Below are 20,503 nucleotides of genomic sequence, written 5' to 3' on the forward strand. Positions count from 1 at the left end.
CTCTTGCTTCGGCTATTAATTTGACACAAAATTGGCGCTAAACACCTGTTTAAAGTTTATCGTGTATTTTTGATTGTTACTGCCTCCTTGTAGCTGAAGTACAACCTGGCCTTCCAACAACCACTTAGCCTGATCAGCAGGTTTACCAGGGGTGGAATTTACTCCTTTTACATAACCATCCACAATAGCCTGGGGACCAAATAAACAAGCCAAACAACTTCTAACAACCACTACTTTTCCTTCCAGCAAATCTGCTTTTTTCAGCTCAAAGCCTGTTCCCTTCATCGGTGCTTTTATAAAAACTGTAGATGTGTAACCATCCGCTTCATTTTTAAACCAAAACAAACGGTATTTACCTGTTTTAAGTTCGCTCCTGTCATTATCAACTAAATCTGCACTTTCCGTAAATAAATAACTGCATGTAGACCCTAATGGGCACGATGTCAGATTATCAGCCGTTATGTTCAACTTGTCCGGATCAACGGTTGAATCTTTCTTGCATGATGATAATGCAATGAACATGATGCCGGCTACTAGCCCCTTCTTATAATTAGGTCTTTTCATATTGTTGAAAGGTTTATAATCATTACGCAACCAGTTTTAACTTCGCTACATCAGGTGAAAATTTATGGCTTTTTTAGCTGTAAATCAGATTACTCCGCAACATTTAAAAAAACTGTACGGCCAATAAAGTATCTTTGGTTCAATCAACCCATGGCTGCGTTACAACTACCTCTGTCCAACCCTGTCGCTATTTTCCTGCTGGTACTCCTGATTATCTTAATCGCACCGCGACTGGTGCGAATGCTGGGTTTGCCGGATATTGTCGGCTTTATCTTATCGGGGATTGCGATTGGCCCCTACGGGCTAAACCTCCTTCAAAAAAATGCTGCTATAGACTTGCTTGCCACCATCGGCCTGTTATATATTATGTTCATTGCCGGCTTACAGCTGAACCTGAAAGAATTTCAGCAAAAGAAAAACCGGGGCTTATTTTTTGGAGTAATGACGTTTGCTATCCCCATCGCCCTGGGTTTTCCGGTTTGTTATTATCTGCTGCATTTGCCACTGCTGGCTACTATTTTAACCACCAGCATGTTCGCCACGCATACCCTGGTGGCCTACCCTATTGTTTCTAAATATCAAGTCACCGGTAACGAAGCAGTCTCTGTAGCCGTGAGCGGAACCATCCTTACAGATACTGCCGTGCTGGTAATCTTCTCGGCCATTCTGGCGGCTCAGCACGGGCAGTTTAATCTTCCGTTCATTCTTAGATTAGTTATTTCGGCCGCCGTATTCGGATTGATCATGTTTCTGGTTATCCCCAAACTTGCGGCCTACTTCTTTAAAAAGTTCGCAGGCGAAGATGGCATGCAATATATTTTTGTGTTGAGCATAGTTTTCGCAGCAGCTCTTCTTTCGCAACTGGCAGGCTTGGAACCCATTATCGGCGCTTTTGTCGCGGGGCTAACCTTAAACCGATTTGTACCCGCCATAGCCACGGCAATGGAGCGTGTACAATTTACGGGCACGGTGTTGTTTATTCCGTTTTTCCTGATCAGCGTAGGGATGCTGGTTGACCTACGTATTTTGTTTAAAGGCCCGGCAGCCTTATTTGCCGCCGCCAGCCTTACCATCACTGCCCTGCTTGGAAAATGGCTCGCCGCCTGGATCACACAAAAAACATTCGCCTATACCCCGCTTCAACGCAGGCTGTTGTTCGGCTTAAGCAGTTCGCACGCCGCCGCTACCATGGCCATCATCCTGGTGGGTTACAAGGCTGGGATTGTAGATGAAAACGTATTGAATGGCACCATTCTTTTAATTGTGGTTACTTGTATGGTAGCATCTTTTGCAACCGAGAATGCAGCCAAAAAATTAACAGCGGCAGCTACAGTTAAAACGGCATGATTGTTACAATGCGGTTTAAAGGTTGATAACGTAATTGCTTAGCTTTACCCTTAACCAAATTATAACCATATCTGATCATGTCTTGCTTAAGAAAAGTACTACGCCGTTTTTGTTTCATTATTGCCGGGTTGCCAGGAGTAGTGGCTGCCGAAGCGCAGGTTGTTAAAGTGAACAGCCCTGAAACTTTTGAAAAAGCTTTGGAAAAAGCAACACCGGGATCGACCATCATCATCGCTAATGGCACCTACACCAACTGGTACGTAGAGGTGAACATCAGCGGAACAGCTCAAAAACCAATAATCATCCGTGGTGAAAGCCAAAACAAAGTGGTGTGTACCGGCGAAGTGCGTAAACCCGCGTTTCTGATCAAAGGCGATTACGTAGAGCTGAGCAACATCAGTTTTCAGAGAGGAAGCATCTACCGGCAAGGGAAAGAATATGGCGTACTGGCCGAACTTCTAAATACCAAACATAGCCGCATCCATCATGTAGCGTGCCAGAACGATACCGCCAAAACGCAATTTATGCCACTGATCATCGTAGGTGGTAATGGGGAGGGTAACCGCGTGGACCATTGCAGTTTCAGGCAGAATATTGATAACCAGGAAATACAAGTGCGCATTTCGAAAGATGAAGTCCCGCAGCGCACCTTGATCGACCATAATGAATTTACAGACAAACCTAAAGTAACCTGGGCCAATTTCAACGGCGGCGAGTGTGTGCAGGTAGGTCAGGACCCCGTATTGCTCGGCAATCAGCAGGCGTTCACTACGGTACGTGATAACCATTTTGTACGCTGCGACGCCGAGCCCGAGGTGATCAGCAATAAAAGCTCGGCCAACCGCTACCTGAACAACCTATTTGAAGATTGTACCGGCGAACTGGTGATGCGCGGCGGACACGATTGCATAATTGACAGTAATAAATTCATCGGAGGCAATGGCATACGCATTAACGGAACCGGCCATACCATCGCATACAATAGTTTTAAAAAGGTAGCCAACCCTATCCGCCTGATGTATGGCATGGCCAATGGCAAGAATACCACCGGTTTTTACATCGCCGCCAGCAATTGCAAAATTGAACATAACCAGATCGAAGATGCGCAAACAGGTATCCTGATCGGCGATAGTAAGGGTGTAGACTGGACGGGCAAGTTCGATACCAAACGTTACCCTTCGCGCACCATACAGGATGTGCCACCAAGTGAAAATCAGATTTCAGACAACAGAATGGTACGGACAGCAAATGAGATTGTACGGAACGATCAATAAGTATTCGCTTAGTTATCCAAAGCTTTGATCTGCTGCAGGTATTGCGGAGGCAGGATGGCATGTTTCAGAACGTGATCGAGCTTTAATCGCTTGCTCACTTTGTAAGCTGCAATAATTTGCCGGATGATCGCCGGGCTTCCCAATGCTAAAAGCTGGGTTACCTGCGGTGGCGAAACTATCTTTTGTACTTCCTTAAGCAGGATATACCGCCCTGCGCCTAAATGCTTTTTATATTGGCGGAACAAGTCGCGCGTGAATTCGCTTACCACCAGGTTATCCTGCAGGTGTTCTTTACGCATCAGCAACCATCTCCGGTAATCGGCAGGCAACCCCTGTATTCCCATACGGTTTCCCACCTTATAGAACACGTTAAAAACTTCTTCCTTCTCTTTATCGCTTAACTGACGCTCCAGTAGTTCGAATGAACGCACCGAATAATCGATCAGCATAAATAACACATCGCGGTAAGCCCAATCTGGTATGTTCATTCCCCGGGCCTGCTCCACCTGTTGGTGTATCGCCGTAATCTGGTCTATCGCCCGCATGGCATCTTGGTATGGAGAAAATACGATCATCCTGGCGTACGCTACGGTAGAAAACAATCGCCCAAGCGGATCGGCAGGGAGTTTGCCGGTAAAGTAAAGCCAGTCGACAGACTTATTCAGGGCGAATTCGGCAGAAGCCCCCGCAAAAATAAACATAATGGTATCTGCACTGCCCCAGATCTTCCTCACCACAGAATCCTTATCCACAAAATAGCTCATCTCTTTTTAAACTTAATCAACAATGGTTTTAGTATCATTTCCTCCCCGGCGCATCTCTTTTGCGGTTTCTATCACCAGAATTGCAACAAAACCCAGGAAGTACGCTACCAGATCGCCCCAGGCAAAATAGCTGCCCATCACCAGCCGAGCAAACGAATTATGTTCCAGCCCGAGCCAGCAGAGCATGTTCATGTACTGCATAAACTCCATAAAGAAGGCCAGTATCAGTACCCCAAGGGCAGCAGGCAAAACCGGTACTTTGAAAACGCTTTTCAGGCTGCAATAGATCAAGATCACCACCAGCAGATCGCCGCCAAACGGCCGGATCACCGCATCATGAAAATAGGCCGCGATCAACACTTCTGTAAAAAACAGCAGCAGGGCTGCAATGAAATAGCTTTTGTTGAATGTCATGATACGTGGTAGTAAGAAAGTTTATTCTCTTTTTGGATGAGTTTATTGGTGCGTTTAAGGGCAGACCATAACGGGATAAAGCAAAATACACCAAAAGAACAATCGATCAGTTGCCAGAAGAACGGGATACCGCGTATGCTGCCTGCAATGAACGCTAAGGGGAGAATCGCTATACAGGCGATCAAACCGAACCGGGTCACCCAGGTATTCTTTACCGGGTCTATCCAGGGGCCAATGAAAAGTACCGCGAACATGATGTGTGCAAAAGCCAGCCAGTCTGTTCCATAATTTAAAAAGGGATATTTTACCTGCGTTTCTGTTAGGGCTGTGTTCACCCGGTGCAGCCACTCCCCTAATAAACCGTTTGAAGGTATTACCTTACTGAGCAATTCCAGTTCGCTTTGCAAGGGGAAGGCAGTTACCCCACTGATGAAAAGCCCCGCAATGACGATACCGATGCGCCACCTTATTGCGGCTAAAGAATGTTGTGCTGTTAAAGTTTCCATTTTATTATACTTTAAAGTACTTTGAAATACAAAGTTTATAGTTAAAAAAATATTACCCTTTCTGTTGCTTAATTAATTGTTCTAATGCTTCCAGATGTTTCTTAAATGCAGCTACCCCTTTTTCGGATGCCTGGTACCTGGTATTGGGTTTCCGGCCAATGAAAGACTTATTCACGGTGATATATTCCTCTTTCTCCAGCGCCTTCAGGTGCGAGGCCAGGTTACCGTCCGTCACTTCCAGCAGTTCTTTCAGCGAGTTGAAATCGTAGCTTTCGTTAGCCACCAGCACACTCATGATCTGTAGCCTGATGCGGTTCTCAAAAGCCTTATCGAAATTACTGAGCGATACTTTCACGGTCGTATTTAAAGTGCATAATGGTGCCGTATATGATGTGCAGCACCCCGAAACCCAATGCCCAGAACAGTAATCCGTAACCGGGCAGCAAGGTAGCTATTAAGCCGAGCAGGATTTCTAAAATGCCAAGCCATTTAACGTCGCCAAAGGTATACTTACTTGCCGAAACTACAGATAGTCCGTAGAAAATTAAACAGCACGGCGCGATCAATTCATAATTACCCTGGCTCAATATCATCAGCGTAAAGCAGCCGCCGGTAACCAGGGGCACCATCCCGGCAAACAGTAAGGCCTTGCTGCTTTGGGTCCAGATGCTTTGCCCCTTTTTGCTTGCTTTACGGTAGCTTAACCATATCGCCGTACCCATAGATATTACTAACACCCCTAACGCCACTGCAACCAGCAACTGCACATCTGCCGGGCCGTTGTTCAGTAACTGGTAAGCAACCCCTGCCCCCGCCAACGCGTAAATGCCTGCCATTACCCCTGCCAGCCCGCTTAACGAAATAAAACGGGTAGAACGCTCCATAATATTCTTGATGGAACTTAGTTCGGCATAAACATCTTTACTTTCCATTTAAAGTACTTTGATTTACAAAGTAAGATAATTTGAAGAAGTTTTACAATGGACTGAAAGATTTTATTTTCACTCATGATTTGCTGACGATTCAATCGGTCTTGGCTTTTTTTTGCACGCGTTACAAATGTGCGCAAGTATTTGATTAGAGGCTTTTAACTTTCAGTAAAACAGAGATGCTTCGACAAGCTCAGCATGACAAGGTGGATAATATTTCTATAATTTGTCACCCTGAGCTTGTCGAAGGGTTGTTTTTCCGGGTCTGTTAGAAACCCCTCCCTAACCCTCCCCAAAGGGGAGAAAGTCTCTAATTATAGCGAATTTGAAATGTGCGCGTAATTATCAATAGGCAATTAAATCGCCTTGGCTTTGTTTGCACGCGTTACAAACGCGCGCGAGTATTTGATTAGAGGCTTTTAACTTTCAGTAAAACAGAGATGCTTCGACAAGCTCAGCATGACAAGGTGGATAATATTTCTATAATTTGTCACCCTGAGCTTGTCGAAGGGTTGTTTTTCCGGGTCTGTTAGAAACCCCTCCCTAACCCTCCCCAAAGGGGAGGATACCTTTAACCAGTAAATTATCTCGCGCATTTGAAATACGTGCGTAACTTTTACTGACTTTTGAATCGTCTGGCGTATGTACGTGCATTACGGCCGACCGCAAATTTGCTAGTTTCTTTAAAAAACTGTCAAAATAATGGCGGTAAACCTAACTTAAAAGTTAGCAAACCTATGGCCGGGGCGGTAAATGTGGCGAATGTGGTAAACACGGTGAATGCGGCAGACGTGGCGAACTGGTTTTTGCCAGCCAGGCAGGCTTTCGTTATTAGTCATTGATCATTGGGTCATTGGTCATTAATCATTAGTCAACAAACAAAGTGTGCCCGTATCGCGCGAATTTGAAATGCGTGCGTAATTACAAGTTGACGATTGAATCGTCGCTGCTTTTTTGCACGCGTTACAAACGCGCGCAAGTGACATCAATAGTCATTAGTTATTAGTCATTTGTCATTGTCCTATCGCGCGCATTTGAAATGCGTGCGTAATTATAAGTTGACGATTAAATCGTCGCTGCTTTTTTGCACGCGTTATAAACGCGCGCAAGAGTGTCCAAACAAAACACCCTATTATTGAATTATAAAAACAGTTATGGAAAGATTCGAAATAACCGTTGTAAGGGATAAAGAGATCATGCGCTTCCAGGTGGCAGACTACCTGCACCAGGAAGGCGAACATTGTAAATTCGAAGTGTACAATAACGGCGATTTTATTGCCAGCTTTCAGCCCGATGCACACCAATTTTTGCACGTATGCAAGAACCCGGGCAAATTGGACGAAGAAGTGCTGCACCTGATTGCCGACCAATTAGAGTTGCTACCGCACGACGGCAGGCGGGATGATACTGAATTGTTAAAAGATCAGGACTAAAGTTCCGCTGATGATAAGCACTGCCCCGATAGCGTTTTTCCAGGTCAGCGGTTCACCCAGGAAAATGACGGACAAGGCAATGGCCAGTGCAACGCTCAGTTTATCCACCGGGGCCACCTGCGAAACCTCGCCTAACTGCAAGGCCCTGAAATAAAATATCCATGACAGCCCGGTTGCCAGTCCGGAAAGGATAATAAACGTCCAGTTGGTTTTGGTGAGTGTGGCAATTTCACTGGCCTGGTTTTTAAAAATCACTATCGCCCAGGCGGTGATCAGGATCACAACCGTACGGATAGCCGTAGCCAGGTCTGAGTTGACACCCTTAATTCCAATTTTAGCAAATATTGCCGTCAGCGCAGCAAACAGCGCCGAAAGCAAGGCATAGATCCACCACATGATGTAAAATACAAAAAAGCCCATACAACGCTGCATGGGCTTATAAATATTGTTCCTGAAAATTACTTGTTTGGCTGCGGGGTCAAGCGCAGGTATGGCTTTACCTCGATGTGGCCTTTAGGGAACTTCGCAGGTATTTCCTCATTCTTAATACTTGGTACAATCACTACGTTTTCGCCTTCTTTCCAGTCGGCCGGAGTAGCTACGCTGTAGTTGGCGGTTAATTGCAAAGAGTCGATCACGCGCAGGATTTCCTGGAAATTACGGCCGGTAGACGCCGGGTAAGTAATAATCAGTTTAATAGTTTTATCCGGCGCGATGATGAACAATGAACGTACTGTTGCGGTAAGCGAAGCATTCGGGTGGATCATGTCATAAGCTTCGGCAATTTCGCGGTTTTCATCGGCAATGATCGGGAAATTAACTTCTACGTTTTGCGTTTCGTTAATGTCCTTGATCCAGCCTTTGTGCGATTCTACCGAATCAACACTCAACGCCGCCACCTTTACATTGCGCTTGTCAAACTCTTCTTTCAGCGAAGCTGTACGGCCAAGCTCGGTGGTACAAACCGGTGTATAATCGGCAGGGTGCGAGAATAATACGCCCCAGCTATCGCCTAAAAATTCGTAAAAATCTATTTCCCCTTCAGAGGTTTGCGCTTTAAAGTTTGGCGCTTTATCGCCTAATCGTAAACTCATAACTTTATTATTTAGTTGATGGTAATCGGGTTGATGTTCGCCAGCAAATATAAAATAAGCGATCAAAAAGTCTACAAAATCAGTAGAATTATTTCAAGGATATGACGCGCGGATTAAACTCCTTTAATTGCCGTTCAAACGCCCCCGGTATTCCTTCAACGCCCGCACAATAGACTGCACAATGGCATTCTGCCCCTCGGCTGAATTCAAGTATCCCTCCTCGTCTACATTATTAATAAACCCGGTTTCCACCAAAACGGCAGGCATAGCGCTGTGCGCCAGTACCAGTACCCCCTGCTCTTTTACCCCCAGGCTATGGCGGTTGTCATTCTCCTTCAACTCGTCATTCACCAGCGTACCGAACAGGATACTTTGTTTGCGGTACTTCAGCATGTAATTATTCAGAATAATGGCTGCCGCAGGCGAAGTAGGATCGTAATCGCTGTACTTGGTTTTGTAATCCTTCTCAATAAAAATAGAAGCATTCTCGCGGATGGCCTCGCGCTGCTCGCCGCTACGATGGAAACCGTAAACCAGCAACAATACGCCTTTATCTTTCCCATGAGCATAAGGCGATGAATTACAGTGAATAGAAATATACAGTTGCCCACGGTTGCTATTGGCAATATGGGCGCGTTCATTCAACGGGATGAAAACGTCTGTCTTGCGCGTCATGATGGTACGCATCTCCGGCATCTGATCGTTAATGGCTTTCTCCAGTTTTAAAGCGATGGATAAGGCCACGTTCTTTTCAACAGAAAATGCACCATGCGCACCGGGATCTTTACCGCCATGCCCGGCATCTATCACAATCGTGTTAAAACGATATTGGGTGGTATCGGTTCGGGGCTTAAACGCACTCAGTAAAACACCAAGAAAAAGAAGTATAAAGGTTAAAGGATATAAGCGTTTTTTACTTTCCGTCATTTCTTAATAGTTGTACAAAAATGGCATAAAAAATTAGTTAACAAAGCGATTTACAGCATAATTACCGTCACAAGCAACTCCCATCCCGAAGTTCCAAAGCATGATGCTACTTCAGCAGCACACGGGTAGCACCATAGCCGAATTTCTCTTTCTGGGCATCCATAAACGTTTGCACTTTGGGGTGTTTGCTTAGCTGCTTATGCAGCTCGTGCCGCAATATGCCGTTACCCGCACCATGTATAAAAACAATGGCAGGTAATTGGTGAACAATTGCTGCATCCAGGCTTTTACGGAAATGGTTCAACTGAATGTTCAAAATTTCGCTGCTGCCGAGAAACTGGTAATCGTTACGCAGTTTTTCTATATGCAGGTCTACTTCGCTATTTGGCCGTTCCAGGCTCACTTTTTCTTCTGCCGGTTTAAAAAAGCTTTCTTTCAGTTTTTCGGGGTCTATTTTTAACTCGGGCTGGTCGAGGCGGAAAAGCCATCCACCCTTATTTAAAACAGGTACCTGCTTTTTAGCGCCGGAGAAATCCTTCGCTTTAAATTTTTCCTCAAAACGGATGGCAGCGGGGCGTTTTACGTTATACGGTGTGTAGAATATCACCTCGAGATCGAAATTAGGCCAAAGTTGCAGATCACCCAGTTGTGCGGAGTAGAATTTAACGGACGATGTGGGTTCAACAATACCTGAAAACTCGCCCTTAAATACCTGATCCTTTTGCGTTGTTAACGCAGCAAGTAGTTTAAACGAGGTTTGGTTAACTAGATGAAAATGTACCACGGATTGCGCACGTTCGTCAGGGATGGCGGCAAGAAATACACCTTCCTTAACAAATGCTGCGGGGACGGTACCGGTTATATTTGTATCCTCTGCCTTAGCCTGCCCTTTAGCGGCGTGTCCGTGTACAGCCGTTACCTTCGAAGCCAGTACCGGTATCTCAAAGTCATCATCTCCGGTTACGCCAATCATCTGGTCGTCAAAAATCCGCGTTACATATCCTTCACGGTTTTCTTCAACAAACCTTACAAAATCACCTAATTTCCATTTCATTGGCAGCAAAGTTAACATTTAACTTAAACCCGTATAGCTGCTAATGGCAGCACCGATTTTTTCAACCACCTCATCATCAAGGGCACCCTCCTGTTGCTCCCAGCATTCCGGCTCGTCGCAGGTTTTAGCGAGCGTTCCCAAATGCTCATTACCTGAAACAACAATATATTGATCAGTACAGGGTACTACCAACATGTTTACGTAATCACCGGTATCGTATAGGTCTACTTCGATATGGAATGATTCTTCGGGCGCTTCGCCAGGTTCATTTTCAAATTCGTCTAAGTAATCTGTCATTAGCAGCTTAACAAATAAAAAGCAGATGGGTTGTAGCTGGTTTCTTTTTTAAAAGGAAGTGCCGGGGGTATCACGAGTTAAAACAATTAAACATCCTTCGGCGTTTGACCGTTGACTATACATCCAATATTCTTTTCGCTCTCACTTGATTTAAAATATAAAACGTCATCATTATGAAAAACGACTTTCTTCCCCCCGATCCTACTACCCCAAGGGAACTATTAATTTACTATCTGAACCGGATCTATGATGGTAAAACTTATATTAAAGACTGTGTCCCGGTACTGAAAGGCATTACCAACCATAAGACCCTACAGCTGGCGCTTGACGAAATGGTGGAAGATGTGCACAAGCAGTTGAACCGTATGTCGGACATTTACGATTTGCTGAATGAAAAACCTGCAAAAGTAATTGATACGCCGATGAGCAAATTAATTAAAAATGCCTGCGAACTACGTAATACTAAGGGTACCGATATCTTGAACGATGTTGATATTATGATCCATATGCAGTTGGTAGAGCATGTAAATATCATTTCTTACCGTATGATGAAAAAGCTAGCCACTTCATTAAAATTGCCGCAGGTAGAGCAATTACTGATCGAATGCTTTGATGAGTCTAAAGAAGACGACCAGTTATTCAAGGCCATCACGGACGAGTACCTGTCAGAAAAAGTATAAAAAAGAAAAGCCGGGCTTAACAGCCCGGCCTTCATTCATAGTCATTTAATACCCCTATTAAAATAACTGCACAAAACAATGAAAAATTCCGTTGAAAAACAACTTCTGGTTAAAATTTCCTGTTTTTAGCTGTTATATTTAACAGCGCATTAATTTATTACGACTGCTGTATAGAGCTATTCCACTCATTAGCTGTGCTTTTAACTGCATCTTTAGCATCATTTACTTTGCCTTGAGCAGCGTCTACAGCCTGATCGCGCAGGTCTGTTGCATCACCAACAATGTCGCTAAACTTATTTTTGGCTTTATCTACCACGTTTGAGCTGTATTGCTTAATGTCATCAACGGTAGTCTGCGCCTGATTTTTAGCTTTGTCGAATAAATCGTTTACATAATCGGCAATGTCTTCCCTTAACTCTGAACCGCTTTCGGGAGCAAGTAATAAACCTATTGCCGCACCTGCTGCAGCTCCGATTAAGAGGGCTGCTATTACTTTTGATTGATCTTTCATGTTTCTATACTTTTGAGTAGATGAATTATGTAGTTAACAATGAGAGCGATGTACGGTTTGTTAAAATATAAAAAACGCTAAACCAAATACGATTAGTTCGCAGCTTGCAGCGCAAAACAAAACGCAGAACCAGATTTCTTTTCGCTGCTCACCCAGATACGGCCCTCGTGCCGGCGAATAATTTCCGAAGCTACGTATAAGCCGATGCCAAAGCCAGAGAAAGTCTGTTCGTTGCGGCCCTCTACCCGGTAAAACCTATTAAAAACTTTATACTGCTCATCTTCGTTGATGCCGATCCCATAGTCCCTTACGGTAACTATCACTTCGTTATCCACCCTGCCAAGGTGCACATCGATACGATCTGCTCCAGGTGAATATTTTACGGCATTGGTTAAAAAATTAGTGATCACCTGCGCAAGGCGGTCACGGTCGGCATTTACTTTTAGTTCGCTTTCTTCGGTAAATACAATATCGTGCTGGGTTGTGGTATGCTGTACTTCATCAATGGTTTCACGAAGCAGTTCGTTCAACACAAAAACCTCTTTGTTCAGGCTCAGTCGGCCGCTTTCTATCTTGGATATATCCAGCAAATCTGTGATCAGCCTGGTCAGCTTATTGATCTGCTTATTAACCGTCGTGAGTGATTTCTGAAGAAATTCGTCATCGGTATCATTTTTATACATGCTGATCAGCAATTGTACGTAGGCTTTAATAGAAGTGATGGGCGTTTTTAGTTCATGGCTGGCCATCCCGATAAACTCGTTCTTCATCTCTTCAGATTCTTTTCTTAACGTAATATCGGTGCAGGAGCCAACATAACCGGCAAACTTGCCTTCAAAAGTATAATAAGGCTTACCCGTAGCGGCTACCCATTGTAACCGTCCGTCCGCACGTTTTATCCTGAAATCAATCTCGAATTGTTTACGGGTGTTAAAACCGCTGATGAACCAGCTTATGACGTTTTCTCTGTCTGCATTCACCACACATTCCAGCCATCCTTTCCCCAAGTGTTCTTCGGGCGGTTTGCCTGTCCAGTCTACCCATGTTTGGTTTACAAAAGTCACGTCTGCATGGGTATCAATCATCCATAAACCTGTGGCAGCAGCATCGGTAATATTCTTCAGCAGCAACTGATGCTCGCCTACCTCGCGATTCCGCAATACGCGTTCGGTGACATTATAACCCTGAACTATTACGTAAGTCTCGTTTTCGGCTAACTGATAAGGCCATGCCACCCAATCGAACCAGATGGTTCCGGTTTTTCCAACTAACGGTGTTTCGTAACGATAAAGCGTTTGCCCGGTGCGTCTGATCTCGGCTACAGATTCCTGAAAGTCGACCTGATTTGGAAATTCAGCACCATTACGCGATTCGATACCCGACATTAGCGTATGAAAAGCTTCATTTGCTTTTATAACGGTGCCATTGGTGATATCAAAAACAGCAGTAAGACCAGGATTCTGCATTAGGGCTGCGAACTGATCTGTCTGTGTTTCTTTATATGGCGAATTGCCTGATTCTAATATCATAGCAGTTGTAACTTAGGTTTGACATTTCTTACGACCGGAGTTTTCGTTATTAGGCAACTGCAATTAACTTATTAAACACTCAATTTTAAAATAAAGTTATAATATTTAATAAAATAGAAAAAACTTAACTTAAGAAAAACAAAGATATTGCCAATGCAATTCTTCGTTGAATAACTTTATTATTGCGTGTAAAACAATAAGCGTTTGAAAAAACTGTTACTTTTGAAGTTAAACTTAAAAAATGAATAAAGCAATTATCGCCGCGCTGTTTTTTACAACCTTTACTGTAAAAGCATTTTGCCAAACAACCATCCCTGCTAAAGAAGCGGCAAAACATATTAATGAAACGGTTACCATTTGTGATAAGATTGCCGATGGCAGATACTTCGCAAACTCGCAGACAACTTTATTGAACGTGGGAAATGTGCATCCTAACGAATTGCTGACACTGGTAATAAAAGGCGACGACCGTAAGAAGTTTGAACAGGAGCCCGAAAAATTTTTCCTGAACAAAAAGGTTTGCATTACCGGTAAGATCATTGATTTTAAAGGACGCCCGGAAATTGTAATTACGGAAGCTTCGCAGATTACGCTGGCTAAAGATTAAGCAAACCGTGGTCAAATAAGATCAGCCCGCCCCAGATCAGGATAAATAACAGACTGCTGAGCACCGGCGAAAGATGCTGAAGCATACGGTTAAACAGGTTGGTATAAACTAAAGGGAATAGCCGTTCTTCTTCGGGCCCGTGGTTATAATTACAGTTCAGTTTATGCATCTGGATGAGCGACGCAATGACATCCCCGAGTATGAACAGGGATATCAGGAAACCAATAATCGGGATAACCATTGCCAGGTTGCGTTCCTGCGCCAGCAGAAAAGCATTGGGTGCCTTTACAACAACCGTCGCGCTGTAGATACCAAACATAAAAGCCTGGCTGTTATTTAACCAGATGAGCCGCAGACCGATAGACAGATGATAATGGTTGATCTGGCCGCGGCTGGCGATATACAGTTCTGATACGGGTTGATTATTGATATTTTCTGCGGCCATCGCAGTTTACAACAACCCGCAGTGTGAAGGGTTTTAAATACGTTCAGATGGTTAAAATAGTGATGCTTTGATATTAAGCGTGAACTCTGATTTGGATACCACATCGCAGATCTTAGCATCCAGTTCCAGTACAGATTGTTCAATCATATCGAAGTAGGGAAACAGCTTCTCTGGCGATTCATATTCCACCTTAAGCAGTTCAAGTATACCCATCAGCGAAGCTACCGGGCGGCGGATTTCATGCGACTGCATCAGGGCAATACGCTGTAGGGCTTCATTTTTCAACCGTAACTCTTCTTCGCCGAACTTCCTGACGGTAATATCAGATGCGTTTATGGCTACGCCGATCACCTGCTCGTTACGTACCACCGGCATAAAATAGGTTTCCATCCACGTGAGTTGTTTACCTGGGCTCATTAATTTCCACTCCTTAATTGCGTCGCTGCCTTTCACCGCCTTCCTAAACTCCTGTACAATAATCTTATTACTTAACTTATCCAGGTAACTGGTCACCAGGTCGCCTGCATACAAGTGCTTCCCGGTAACACGGTAAATAAAACGCTCGGCAGAACGGTTATGCGCTATCACCCGCATATCGGTGTCTATCAGTATAAAGATATCTTTAGAGGTGTTGAAAAAAGCCTTCAACTGAATATCCGCGGCCTCTATCAGCTTTTTCTGCTCCAGTGTTTCCTCGTGCTTTACTTCGAGTGACTCCAGGCTCAGGCTAAGCTCCATCAGGTTCACCACCTGTCTCGATAGTATTTTCAGTGAATTTCGTTGTGCTTCGGTTAAATCCTTTGGCTCTACATCCAGCACGCAAAGGGTACCGGCATTATATCCGTCGCGCGTGGTCAGGTTTGCACCTGCGTAAAATTTAATATGCGGGGCTTCGAGCACTACCGGGTAGGTTTTAAACCTGTCGTCCGTGCGGGCATCGTTAACAATCAGCAGGTCTTCCTGCACAATGGTGTATTTACAAAAAGAGGCCTCGCGCGTATTGCGGTCAGTAGCTACGCCCCTGGAAGCAATAAACCATTGTGTATCGTCATCTATCAAGGTTATCAGCGCTATGGGGGTCTGGCAAATATCAGCCGCCAGGTCCACAATATCGTGCAGATCCTTTTTTATATTCTCACTAACGTTCATTAACCGTGCGGTATGTAATACACGGGCCTTTTCATTATTTTTCATTAATATCAGAGACCAAAGAGCGTTTATCTAAATTTTCCTATCCCGGCTAAAAAAATACCCTTTACGGCTGCCTTCAAAGCAAGTAAAAGCGCTACCAGCTCTAACAAATTACCTGTTTAAAATAAGATTAAGGCTCCGTATAAAATAAATTACACAATAATTAATTATTGATTAAACATTTTTGAAAAGCCGTGGTATTATTATTAACCAATAATAAACCAATGAAATATGCGATCATTTGCGGTAGCAACCTGTTTGTAGCCGACCGACCTGTAATTACCTTTATTGAAGACGGACAAAGCACCGAGGTGCTACATATACATAGCCTGGGGAATAAACAACACGCCATTTCCGACATCAGAAGGACGATCATTAACACCAATCTGACCGACCTTGACGGGCACCAGATCATGTTATCGGACCAGGACTATTACCACAGCAATTACCGGGTAAAACGAGACGAGCACAGCGTTTCTGTTACCAACCTTGACGGAGATATTGTATTGGAAATTACTTATATTGGTATTGCCGAAATGGAGAAATTACCCGAAAGCGTTTGCGCACGTTTAAAGGCACTATCGCCGGCACAGATCATACGCATCAAAGGCGATTTCATGATCGGCGAGCACCACATCACCATAGACAATGAAAGGATGTTTGTGGACGATGAAAGCTATAAGGAAGCGGTGCAGACTGATAAGGACGGCATAAAATTAAGCTGTACAGGACTGTTGGTTTAACTATAACGATGGCAACATTTTCAGAATTAGTTAGTGATACAAAACCGGTTTTAGTAGATTTTTCTGCCGAATGGTGCGGGCCATGTAAAACTATGGCGCCTATACTAAAACAGCTGAAGGAAATGACGGGCGATAAGCTGCGCATTTTAAAGATTGATGTGGATAAGAACCCCCAAACGGCTGAAAATTATCAGATACAAGGGGTTCCTACTTTGATATTATTTAAGAACGGGCAGGCCAAGTGGCGCCAGTCTGGTGTGATACCTGCTGCGCAACTTAAACAAATCATCGATCAATATATTTAACCTTTAGTAGAGTTATTAACACCCGCTGTCTAAAACTGGTTAATAACCAACCGTTTAGTGTTGAAATATACACAAAACCAGATAGCGAAATAATTTGTCGTTATAATAAAACCATTTTCATTTCTTATGAATCCGTTTTATAAACGACTTTTTACATTCGGTGAACTGGTACAGTATTTCGGCCGGATGAACCACGTGAACTACGAAGACTATTTCGAGATAGAGCATCCCGGTCATCCCGTATTTATTCACGGCGACAGGGTGAAACCACGTTTAAATTTCACCAAACCTTGCCCGCGTAAAGAACGCGCCAGGATAATGGGTATTTTTAACGAGTGCTTTGGCTGAAAAGCCTTGCTTATGCTATTGTTTCGGTAAACATATCCGGCAGGCGCTTGTTGCCTGTAAGCATGCGTTTACTCATCATCACCGTACCTACTATAGTTTTTCTATGGACGTGCGCCCTTACATGCCTGGCGCAATTTAACGATACTACCCATTACTACACTAATTTTACATCTACCGGTGCCATTAACCGCACGCAAGACGGCAGCAGTTACCTGTTAAACAATGCTTTCCGTTTCAGTGAGAAAAAGAAAAGCATTGCACTGAACTTTAACAACAACTGGGTTTACGGTAGAAGCAATGATGACCTTACCAATAACGATTTTTCTACTTCCTTAGATTTCAACCTTTACAAAAGCATCCCGCACTTTTACTATTGGGGCCTGGTGAATTATGTAACCAGTTATTCGCTGAAAATCAATAACCAGTTTTTAGGGGGAGTTGGCGGCGCATACAACCTGATTGACAAGAAAAACATAATGCTGAACCTGAGTGACGGCGTTTTATATGACCGCGGGGACTTGTTTATTGCCGACGACATCCGGGATAATTACCACACCTTCCGGAATTCTTTTCGCCTGTTATACCGCTTTGTGATTAAAGATATTGTAACGCTTGACGGCAGCAACTTTGTGCAGAATTCATTTTCGAGGCGAAATGATTACATCATCAGATCTACCACCAACCTTTCCGTCAGGATCAGGAAATGGTTAAGCTTTACCACTTCTTTAAATTACAACCGCATGAACCGTACCCATAGCGAAAACACGCTGTTGAACTACGGCCTCACTATCGAAAAATACTTTTAAGGGGATTCTATGGTGATGAACTGCCGCTCATGCACTTCTACTGTAAAAAAGGATTGATTAAAGGGGATATATACCGACACGCTATACAGATCGCTCTGGTAAACACGAATGTTTTTAGTATCATCCGCCCCCTTAAAACACAACGGGTAACCGTATTTGGTAATCTGGGTCAATATTTCATTAATGTGCTTTAACGAAGTAGTGGTATAACTGATCACGCGCAGCATCCGGCCATCCTTATTTGGCGACCCCATACCGGTAGTAACCGTTTCACGGAAACCATCGTATTTATTCTGATATCGACTGATGGGGTGCCCCGAAGTAAAATCTGTCGACAGGAATTCGAACTTCTTACCAACCGTTAAAAACTGGTTGATCTGTTCTGGCGGAGCGCTTACCAAACTCAGCAGATCCGGAAAGTTAATGTGTTGCGCCTGAACCCTGGATAGTCCAAGTATCATCAGAAAAGACAAAACAGCAAAAACCTTCTTCATTTTGGAAATAGCATTCAAATATACATAATCTTGCCGAATGCTTTATTGGCCGGGCCGATACTTCTTCTCTGCATGTTGCAGTACATCGTCCTTATAAAACCATACGTCTTTAAATTTACCATCAAGATAGCCTTGCGCCTGGTCTGTAAAATGCGGTGAAGAAGGGTCTGATGATTGCCCGCCAGTTACAATACTTCTGGCTTTAATTTTCTTACCAAACTCTACCACGGCTACAAAACTATTACCAGAATAGCCATAACGTTTTTGCGTATTGGGTTGCGTACGGCTTACAAAAGAAGGTAACTGACCAAATGTACTGGCCGTGTAAGCCACCGGTAGACTGGGCTTCTGGTCATCAAAAACACCATCAGCAGGCCTTTGGTAACGGTTGATATCACCCCATTTCACTTCCCATGTACCAAACCTGGTTTTAAGATTGTCGGTTGCCTGCTGCAAATAAGCTAATAACTGCTTTGGCGGCATGGTTTGCATCAGCTGTTCCACACGTTGGGTCTGAAAAGTACCGGCTGCAACAGAGGCTGGCCTCGGCAGATCTTTCATCACCAGTGTCCCCCATTCTACAGCCAGTGTAGTAGCTACAGAATTTACGGCGGCATACTTATCCCATTGCTGCAAAGTCTTTACGGCATCAGTAAAAGGTTGTTTAACCGAATCCGGCGCAGCCTGGTAAGCCTTAAACAATGGCGGCAGCAATACATCAAAAGCGGCCAGATAACGGGTATAGCTTCGCGCAACCAGTTCATCCATGGTAAGTTTTACTGTTCCGCTAAATATCTTTTCTGCCAGCGCTCCCCTGAAATTCTCCCCATCCGGCCCCATGTATTCCGGGTAATTTGCTTTTTTGGGACTGGCAGTGCCGGAACAGGTAAAAGGCGTGGCGTTGCAGTTTTGTATAAAACCGGTAGACGGATTATACACATGGATTATTTCGTCTAAACTATGCAGGTCATCCCATTCGGTATCTTTGATTGTTCCATCAACAGGCTGCGTCCAGTCATACGCCGGGTTTCTTTTCGGCATGAAGTTTCCGTACCAGAACGCAATATTTCCGTCTGCGTCTGCGTACACCGTGTTGTTACTGGTATTTGCCCGGATACCCATTGCGCCTTTAAAATCAGAGAAAGACTGCGCGCGCGTAATTAACCACGATTCAGCCAATGCCTCATCCGAACGGTTGTTTGCTTTTAAACTCAGCCATTGCCCGTTCCGCAAAGCAATGATCGGTCCGTGTTGGGTATAATAGCCTTCAAATTCGCGCTCCAGTAGTTTACCATTTTCCAGGTACCGGATCAGGATTGTCCTCTGCTTCATTGGCCTTTTCTTGCCCTTATACTCATAAAACCATTTACCGTTTTGCTGGCTGACCTTTTCAACGTAAAGATCCGCTACGTCTGCGTAACTGCTGGTGTGCATCCACCCGCAAAAATTATTGAAGCCCTGGTAGACGAAAAACTGCCCCCAGGTAATCGCGCCGTAGGTATTTGTTCCTTCGTCGCTCACCAGTTGCGCCTCGGTACGAAAATAAAAAGGCACATGAGGGTTGATATACAACATCGCCTTACCGCTTGCAGACCGTGAAGGCGCAATGGCAAAACCATTTGAACCGATCTCGCGCTCGTTCAGCAGCGCCGTAATATCATCAGAAGGCCGGGATCTGGTCAGGCCAACTTTTTCTTCCTTACCATAAAAAGCCGCTGTTTCAGAAACAGTTGCGCCACCAAAATCTGTGGCGGCCACACTACCATCTGTATACATCAGCGGGAACCAGGGCTCAAAGCGCTTTAAAACCAAAGGCTTTACTTCCGGATGCTTATACAGATAATAGTTCACACCATCGGCAAAGGCATTGAGTAAATCTCTCATCCATATGGTTGCCTTACCGTAATCTTTTATGGCGTCTGCGGTATCTGCAATCAACTGCATCTGTAGATCTTCAAAAACGCGCGACTTTCCATCTACCTCGGCCTGCCGTCCCATCTGGTATAAATAATTACGCTCTATCGCCTTGAAATTATCCTCGCATTGGGTATACATCAGGCCAAAAACAACATCGGCATCTGTACGGCCATAGATGTGCGGCACGCCATAGTTATCCCGGATGATGTTCACCTGCGCGGCTTTGCTTTCAAACCGTTTAATTTCATCTTTCGAAAAACGCTGTGCATGCGCAAAAAAGGGCAGCAAAGCCAATAGCGGCAATAACTTTTTCATCGATTTAAG

General features: G+C 44.3%; 26 protein-coding genes. 9 read left to right on the forward strand and 17 right to left on the reverse strand.

The window, feature by feature from the left end; translation table 11 throughout:
• Nucleotides 1–15 precede the first annotated feature (15 nt).
• The gene (locus MUY27_RS05485; protein WP_245128980.1) at nucleotides 16–564 is read right to left on the reverse strand and encodes a hypothetical protein; all 549 of its coding nucleotides are present in this window, start codon (nucleotides 562–564) and stop codon (nucleotides 16–18) included.
• Between the two features lie 150 nt (nucleotides 565–714).
• Here MUY27_RS05485 and MUY27_RS05490 point away from each other — a divergent pair, with 150 nt between their 5' ends.
• Together MUY27_RS05490 and MUY27_RS05495 are read left to right on the forward strand one after the other, a co-directional pair.
• On the forward strand, nucleotides 715–1,911 hold the full coding sequence (locus tag MUY27_RS05490) for a cation:proton antiporter (RefSeq protein WP_245128981.1): 1,197 nt from the start codon (nucleotides 715–717) through the stop codon (nucleotides 1,909–1,911).
• A gap of 77 nt (nucleotides 1,912–1,988) precedes the next feature.
• Complete coding sequence (locus MUY27_RS05495) at nucleotides 1,989–3,185, forward strand: chondroitinase-B domain-containing protein (RefSeq protein WP_245128982.1); 1,197 nt, start codon at nucleotides 1,989–1,991, stop codon at nucleotides 3,183–3,185.
• Between the two features lie 8 nt (nucleotides 3,186–3,193).
• Here the strand turns inward: MUY27_RS05495 and MUY27_RS05500 are convergent, their stop codons facing one another.
• From MUY27_RS05500 to MUY27_RS05520, 5 genes are read right to left on the reverse strand one after another with little or no spacing between them, the layout of a single operon-like run.
• Complete coding sequence (locus MUY27_RS05500) at nucleotides 3,194–3,949, reverse strand: oxygenase MpaB family protein (RefSeq protein ID WP_245128983.1); 756 nt, start codon at nucleotides 3,947–3,949, stop codon at nucleotides 3,194–3,196.
• A 12-nt stretch (nucleotides 3,950–3,961) separates the two neighbouring features.
• Complete coding sequence (locus MUY27_RS05505) at nucleotides 3,962–4,363, reverse strand: ribosomal maturation YjgA family protein (protein ID WP_245128984.1); 402 nt, start codon at nucleotides 4,361–4,363, stop codon at nucleotides 3,962–3,964.
• The gene (locus MUY27_RS05510; protein WP_245128985.1) at nucleotides 4,360–4,869 is read right to left on the reverse strand and encodes a hypothetical protein; all 510 of its coding nucleotides are present in this window, start codon (nucleotides 4,867–4,869) and stop codon (nucleotides 4,360–4,362) included. Before MUY27_RS05510 ends, MUY27_RS05505 begins: the two co-directional genes overlap by 4 nt.
• Before the next feature lie 52 nt (nucleotides 4,870–4,921).
• On the reverse strand, nucleotides 4,922–5,224 hold the full coding sequence (locus MUY27_RS05515; protein ID WP_245128986.1) for a winged helix-turn-helix domain-containing protein: 303 nt from the start codon (nucleotides 5,222–5,224) through the stop codon (nucleotides 4,922–4,924).
• Complete coding sequence (locus MUY27_RS05520; protein ID WP_245128987.1) at nucleotides 5,205–5,801, reverse strand: hypothetical protein; 597 nt, start codon at nucleotides 5,799–5,801, stop codon at nucleotides 5,205–5,207. The genes MUY27_RS05515 and MUY27_RS05520 overlap by 20 nt, the downstream gene beginning before the upstream one ends.
• 1,151 nt (nucleotides 5,802–6,952) lie before the next feature.
• Between MUY27_RS05520 and MUY27_RS05525 the strand changes: the two genes are divergently transcribed.
• Nucleotides 6,953–7,231 (forward strand): hypothetical protein, encoded by a 279-nt coding sequence (locus MUY27_RS05525; RefSeq protein ID WP_245128988.1) that lies wholly within the window; start codon nucleotides 6,953–6,955, stop codon nucleotides 7,229–7,231.
• Here the strand turns inward: MUY27_RS05525 and MUY27_RS05530 are convergent.
• The 5 genes from MUY27_RS05530 to MUY27_RS05550 all read right to left on the reverse strand — a co-directional run bounded on the left by MUY27_RS05530 (nucleotide 7,214) and on the right by MUY27_RS05550 (nucleotide 10,603).
• Nucleotides 7,214–7,627: an EamA family transporter gene (locus MUY27_RS05530; protein ID WP_245129314.1), complete on the reverse strand. Its 414-nt coding sequence runs from the start codon at nucleotides 7,625–7,627 to the stop codon at nucleotides 7,214–7,216. The genes MUY27_RS05525 and MUY27_RS05530 overlap by 18 nt on opposite strands.
• A gap of 62 nt (nucleotides 7,628–7,689) precedes the next feature.
• Nucleotides 7,690–8,325, reverse strand: a complete 636-nt coding sequence (locus MUY27_RS05535; protein WP_245128989.1) for a peroxiredoxin — start codon at nucleotides 8,323–8,325, stop codon at nucleotides 7,690–7,692.
• Nucleotides 8,326–8,448: 123 nt separating this feature from the next.
• Nucleotides 8,449–9,252 carry an N-acetylmuramoyl-L-alanine amidase family protein gene (locus tag MUY27_RS05540; protein WP_245128990.1) on the reverse strand — a complete coding sequence of 268 codons (804 nt, stop codon included), beginning with the start codon at nucleotides 9,250–9,252 and terminating at the stop codon, nucleotides 8,449–8,451.
• A gap of 106 nt (nucleotides 9,253–9,358) precedes the next feature.
• Complete coding sequence (locus MUY27_RS05545) at nucleotides 9,359–10,306, reverse strand: Smr/MutS family protein (protein WP_245128991.1); 948 nt, start codon at nucleotides 10,304–10,306, stop codon at nucleotides 9,359–9,361.
• Nucleotides 10,307–10,324: 18 nt separating this feature from the next.
• Entirely contained in the window at nucleotides 10,325–10,603 is a 279-nt protein-coding gene (locus MUY27_RS05550) for a hypothetical protein (protein ID WP_245128992.1), read from the reverse strand.
• Between the two features lie 173 nt (nucleotides 10,604–10,776).
• Here MUY27_RS05550 and MUY27_RS05555 point away from each other — a divergent pair, with 173 nt between their 5' ends.
• Nucleotides 10,777–11,283 carry a DUF892 family protein gene (locus MUY27_RS05555; RefSeq protein WP_245128993.1) on the forward strand — a complete coding sequence of 169 codons (507 nt, stop codon included), beginning with the start codon at nucleotides 10,777–10,779 and terminating at the stop codon, nucleotides 11,281–11,283.
• Nucleotides 11,284–11,440: 157 nt separating this feature from the next.
• Here the strand turns inward: MUY27_RS05555 and MUY27_RS05560 are convergent, their stop codons facing one another.
• Both MUY27_RS05560 and MUY27_RS05565 read right to left on the reverse strand, forming a co-directional pair.
• Nucleotides 11,441–11,794 carry a YtxH domain-containing protein gene (locus MUY27_RS05560; protein ID WP_245128994.1) on the reverse strand — a complete coding sequence of 118 codons (354 nt, stop codon included), beginning with the start codon at nucleotides 11,792–11,794 and terminating at the stop codon, nucleotides 11,441–11,443.
• 92 nt (nucleotides 11,795–11,886) lie between these two features.
• Nucleotides 11,887–13,323 (reverse strand): PAS domain-containing sensor histidine kinase, encoded by a 1,437-nt coding sequence (locus tag MUY27_RS05565; RefSeq protein ID WP_245128995.1) that lies wholly within the window; start codon nucleotides 13,321–13,323, stop codon nucleotides 11,887–11,889.
• A 241-nt stretch (nucleotides 13,324–13,564) separates the two neighbouring features.
• Here MUY27_RS05565 and MUY27_RS05570 point away from each other — a divergent pair, with 241 nt between their 5' ends.
• Nucleotides 13,565–13,930 carry a hypothetical protein gene (locus tag MUY27_RS05570; RefSeq protein ID WP_245128996.1) on the forward strand — a complete coding sequence of 122 codons (366 nt, stop codon included), beginning with the start codon at nucleotides 13,565–13,567 and terminating at the stop codon, nucleotides 13,928–13,930.
• Here MUY27_RS05570 and MUY27_RS05575 read toward each other — a convergent pair.
• Nucleotides 13,920–14,375 carry a hypothetical protein gene (locus tag MUY27_RS05575; protein WP_245128997.1) on the reverse strand — a complete coding sequence of 152 codons (456 nt, stop codon included), beginning with the start codon at nucleotides 14,373–14,375 and terminating at the stop codon, nucleotides 13,920–13,922. The genes MUY27_RS05570 and MUY27_RS05575 overlap by 11 nt on opposite strands.
• 51 nt (nucleotides 14,376–14,426) lie before the next feature.
• Complete coding sequence (locus MUY27_RS05580) at nucleotides 14,427–15,569, reverse strand: PAS domain-containing protein (RefSeq protein ID WP_245128998.1); 1,143 nt, start codon at nucleotides 15,567–15,569, stop codon at nucleotides 14,427–14,429.
• Nucleotides 15,570–15,790: 221 nt separating this feature from the next.
• Between MUY27_RS05580 and MUY27_RS05585 the strand changes: the two genes are divergently transcribed.
• From MUY27_RS05585 to MUY27_RS05600, 4 genes are all read left to right on the forward strand, one after another.
• Entirely contained in the window at nucleotides 15,791–16,309 is a 519-nt protein-coding gene (locus MUY27_RS05585; RefSeq protein WP_245128999.1) for a hypothetical protein, read from the forward strand.
• 8 nt (nucleotides 16,310–16,317) lie between these two features.
• Entirely contained in the window at nucleotides 16,318–16,614 is a 297-nt protein-coding gene (gene trxA / locus MUY27_RS05590; RefSeq protein WP_245129000.1) for a thioredoxin, read from the forward strand.
• A 126-nt stretch (nucleotides 16,615–16,740) separates the two neighbouring features.
• The gene (locus MUY27_RS05595; RefSeq protein ID WP_245129001.1) at nucleotides 16,741–16,962 is read left to right on the forward strand and encodes a hypothetical protein; all 222 of its coding nucleotides are present in this window, start codon (nucleotides 16,741–16,743) and stop codon (nucleotides 16,960–16,962) included.
• A complete protein-coding gene (locus MUY27_RS05600; protein ID WP_245129002.1) occupies nucleotides 16,950–17,768 on the forward strand; it encodes a DUF481 domain-containing protein in 819 nt (272 codons plus the stop codon). Before MUY27_RS05595 ends, MUY27_RS05600 begins: the two co-directional genes overlap by 13 nt.
• Here MUY27_RS05600 and MUY27_RS05605 read toward each other — a convergent pair.
• Complete coding sequence (locus MUY27_RS05605; RefSeq protein WP_245129003.1) at nucleotides 17,765–18,262, reverse strand: hypothetical protein; 498 nt, start codon at nucleotides 18,260–18,262, stop codon at nucleotides 17,765–17,767. The two genes, MUY27_RS05600 and MUY27_RS05605, sit on opposite strands and share 4 nt — an antisense overlap.
• A gap of 42 nt (nucleotides 18,263–18,304) precedes the next feature.
• The gene (locus tag MUY27_RS05610) at nucleotides 18,305–20,494 is read right to left on the reverse strand and encodes a penicillin acylase family protein (protein WP_245129004.1); all 2,190 of its coding nucleotides are present in this window, start codon (nucleotides 20,492–20,494) and stop codon (nucleotides 18,305–18,307) included.
• Between the last annotated feature and the right edge of the window lie 9 nt (nucleotides 20,495–20,503).

This window comes from Mucilaginibacter straminoryzae, assembly GCF_022953055.1.
GTDB lineage: Bacteria > Bacteroidota > Bacteroidia > Sphingobacteriales > Sphingobacteriaceae > Mucilaginibacter > Mucilaginibacter straminoryzae.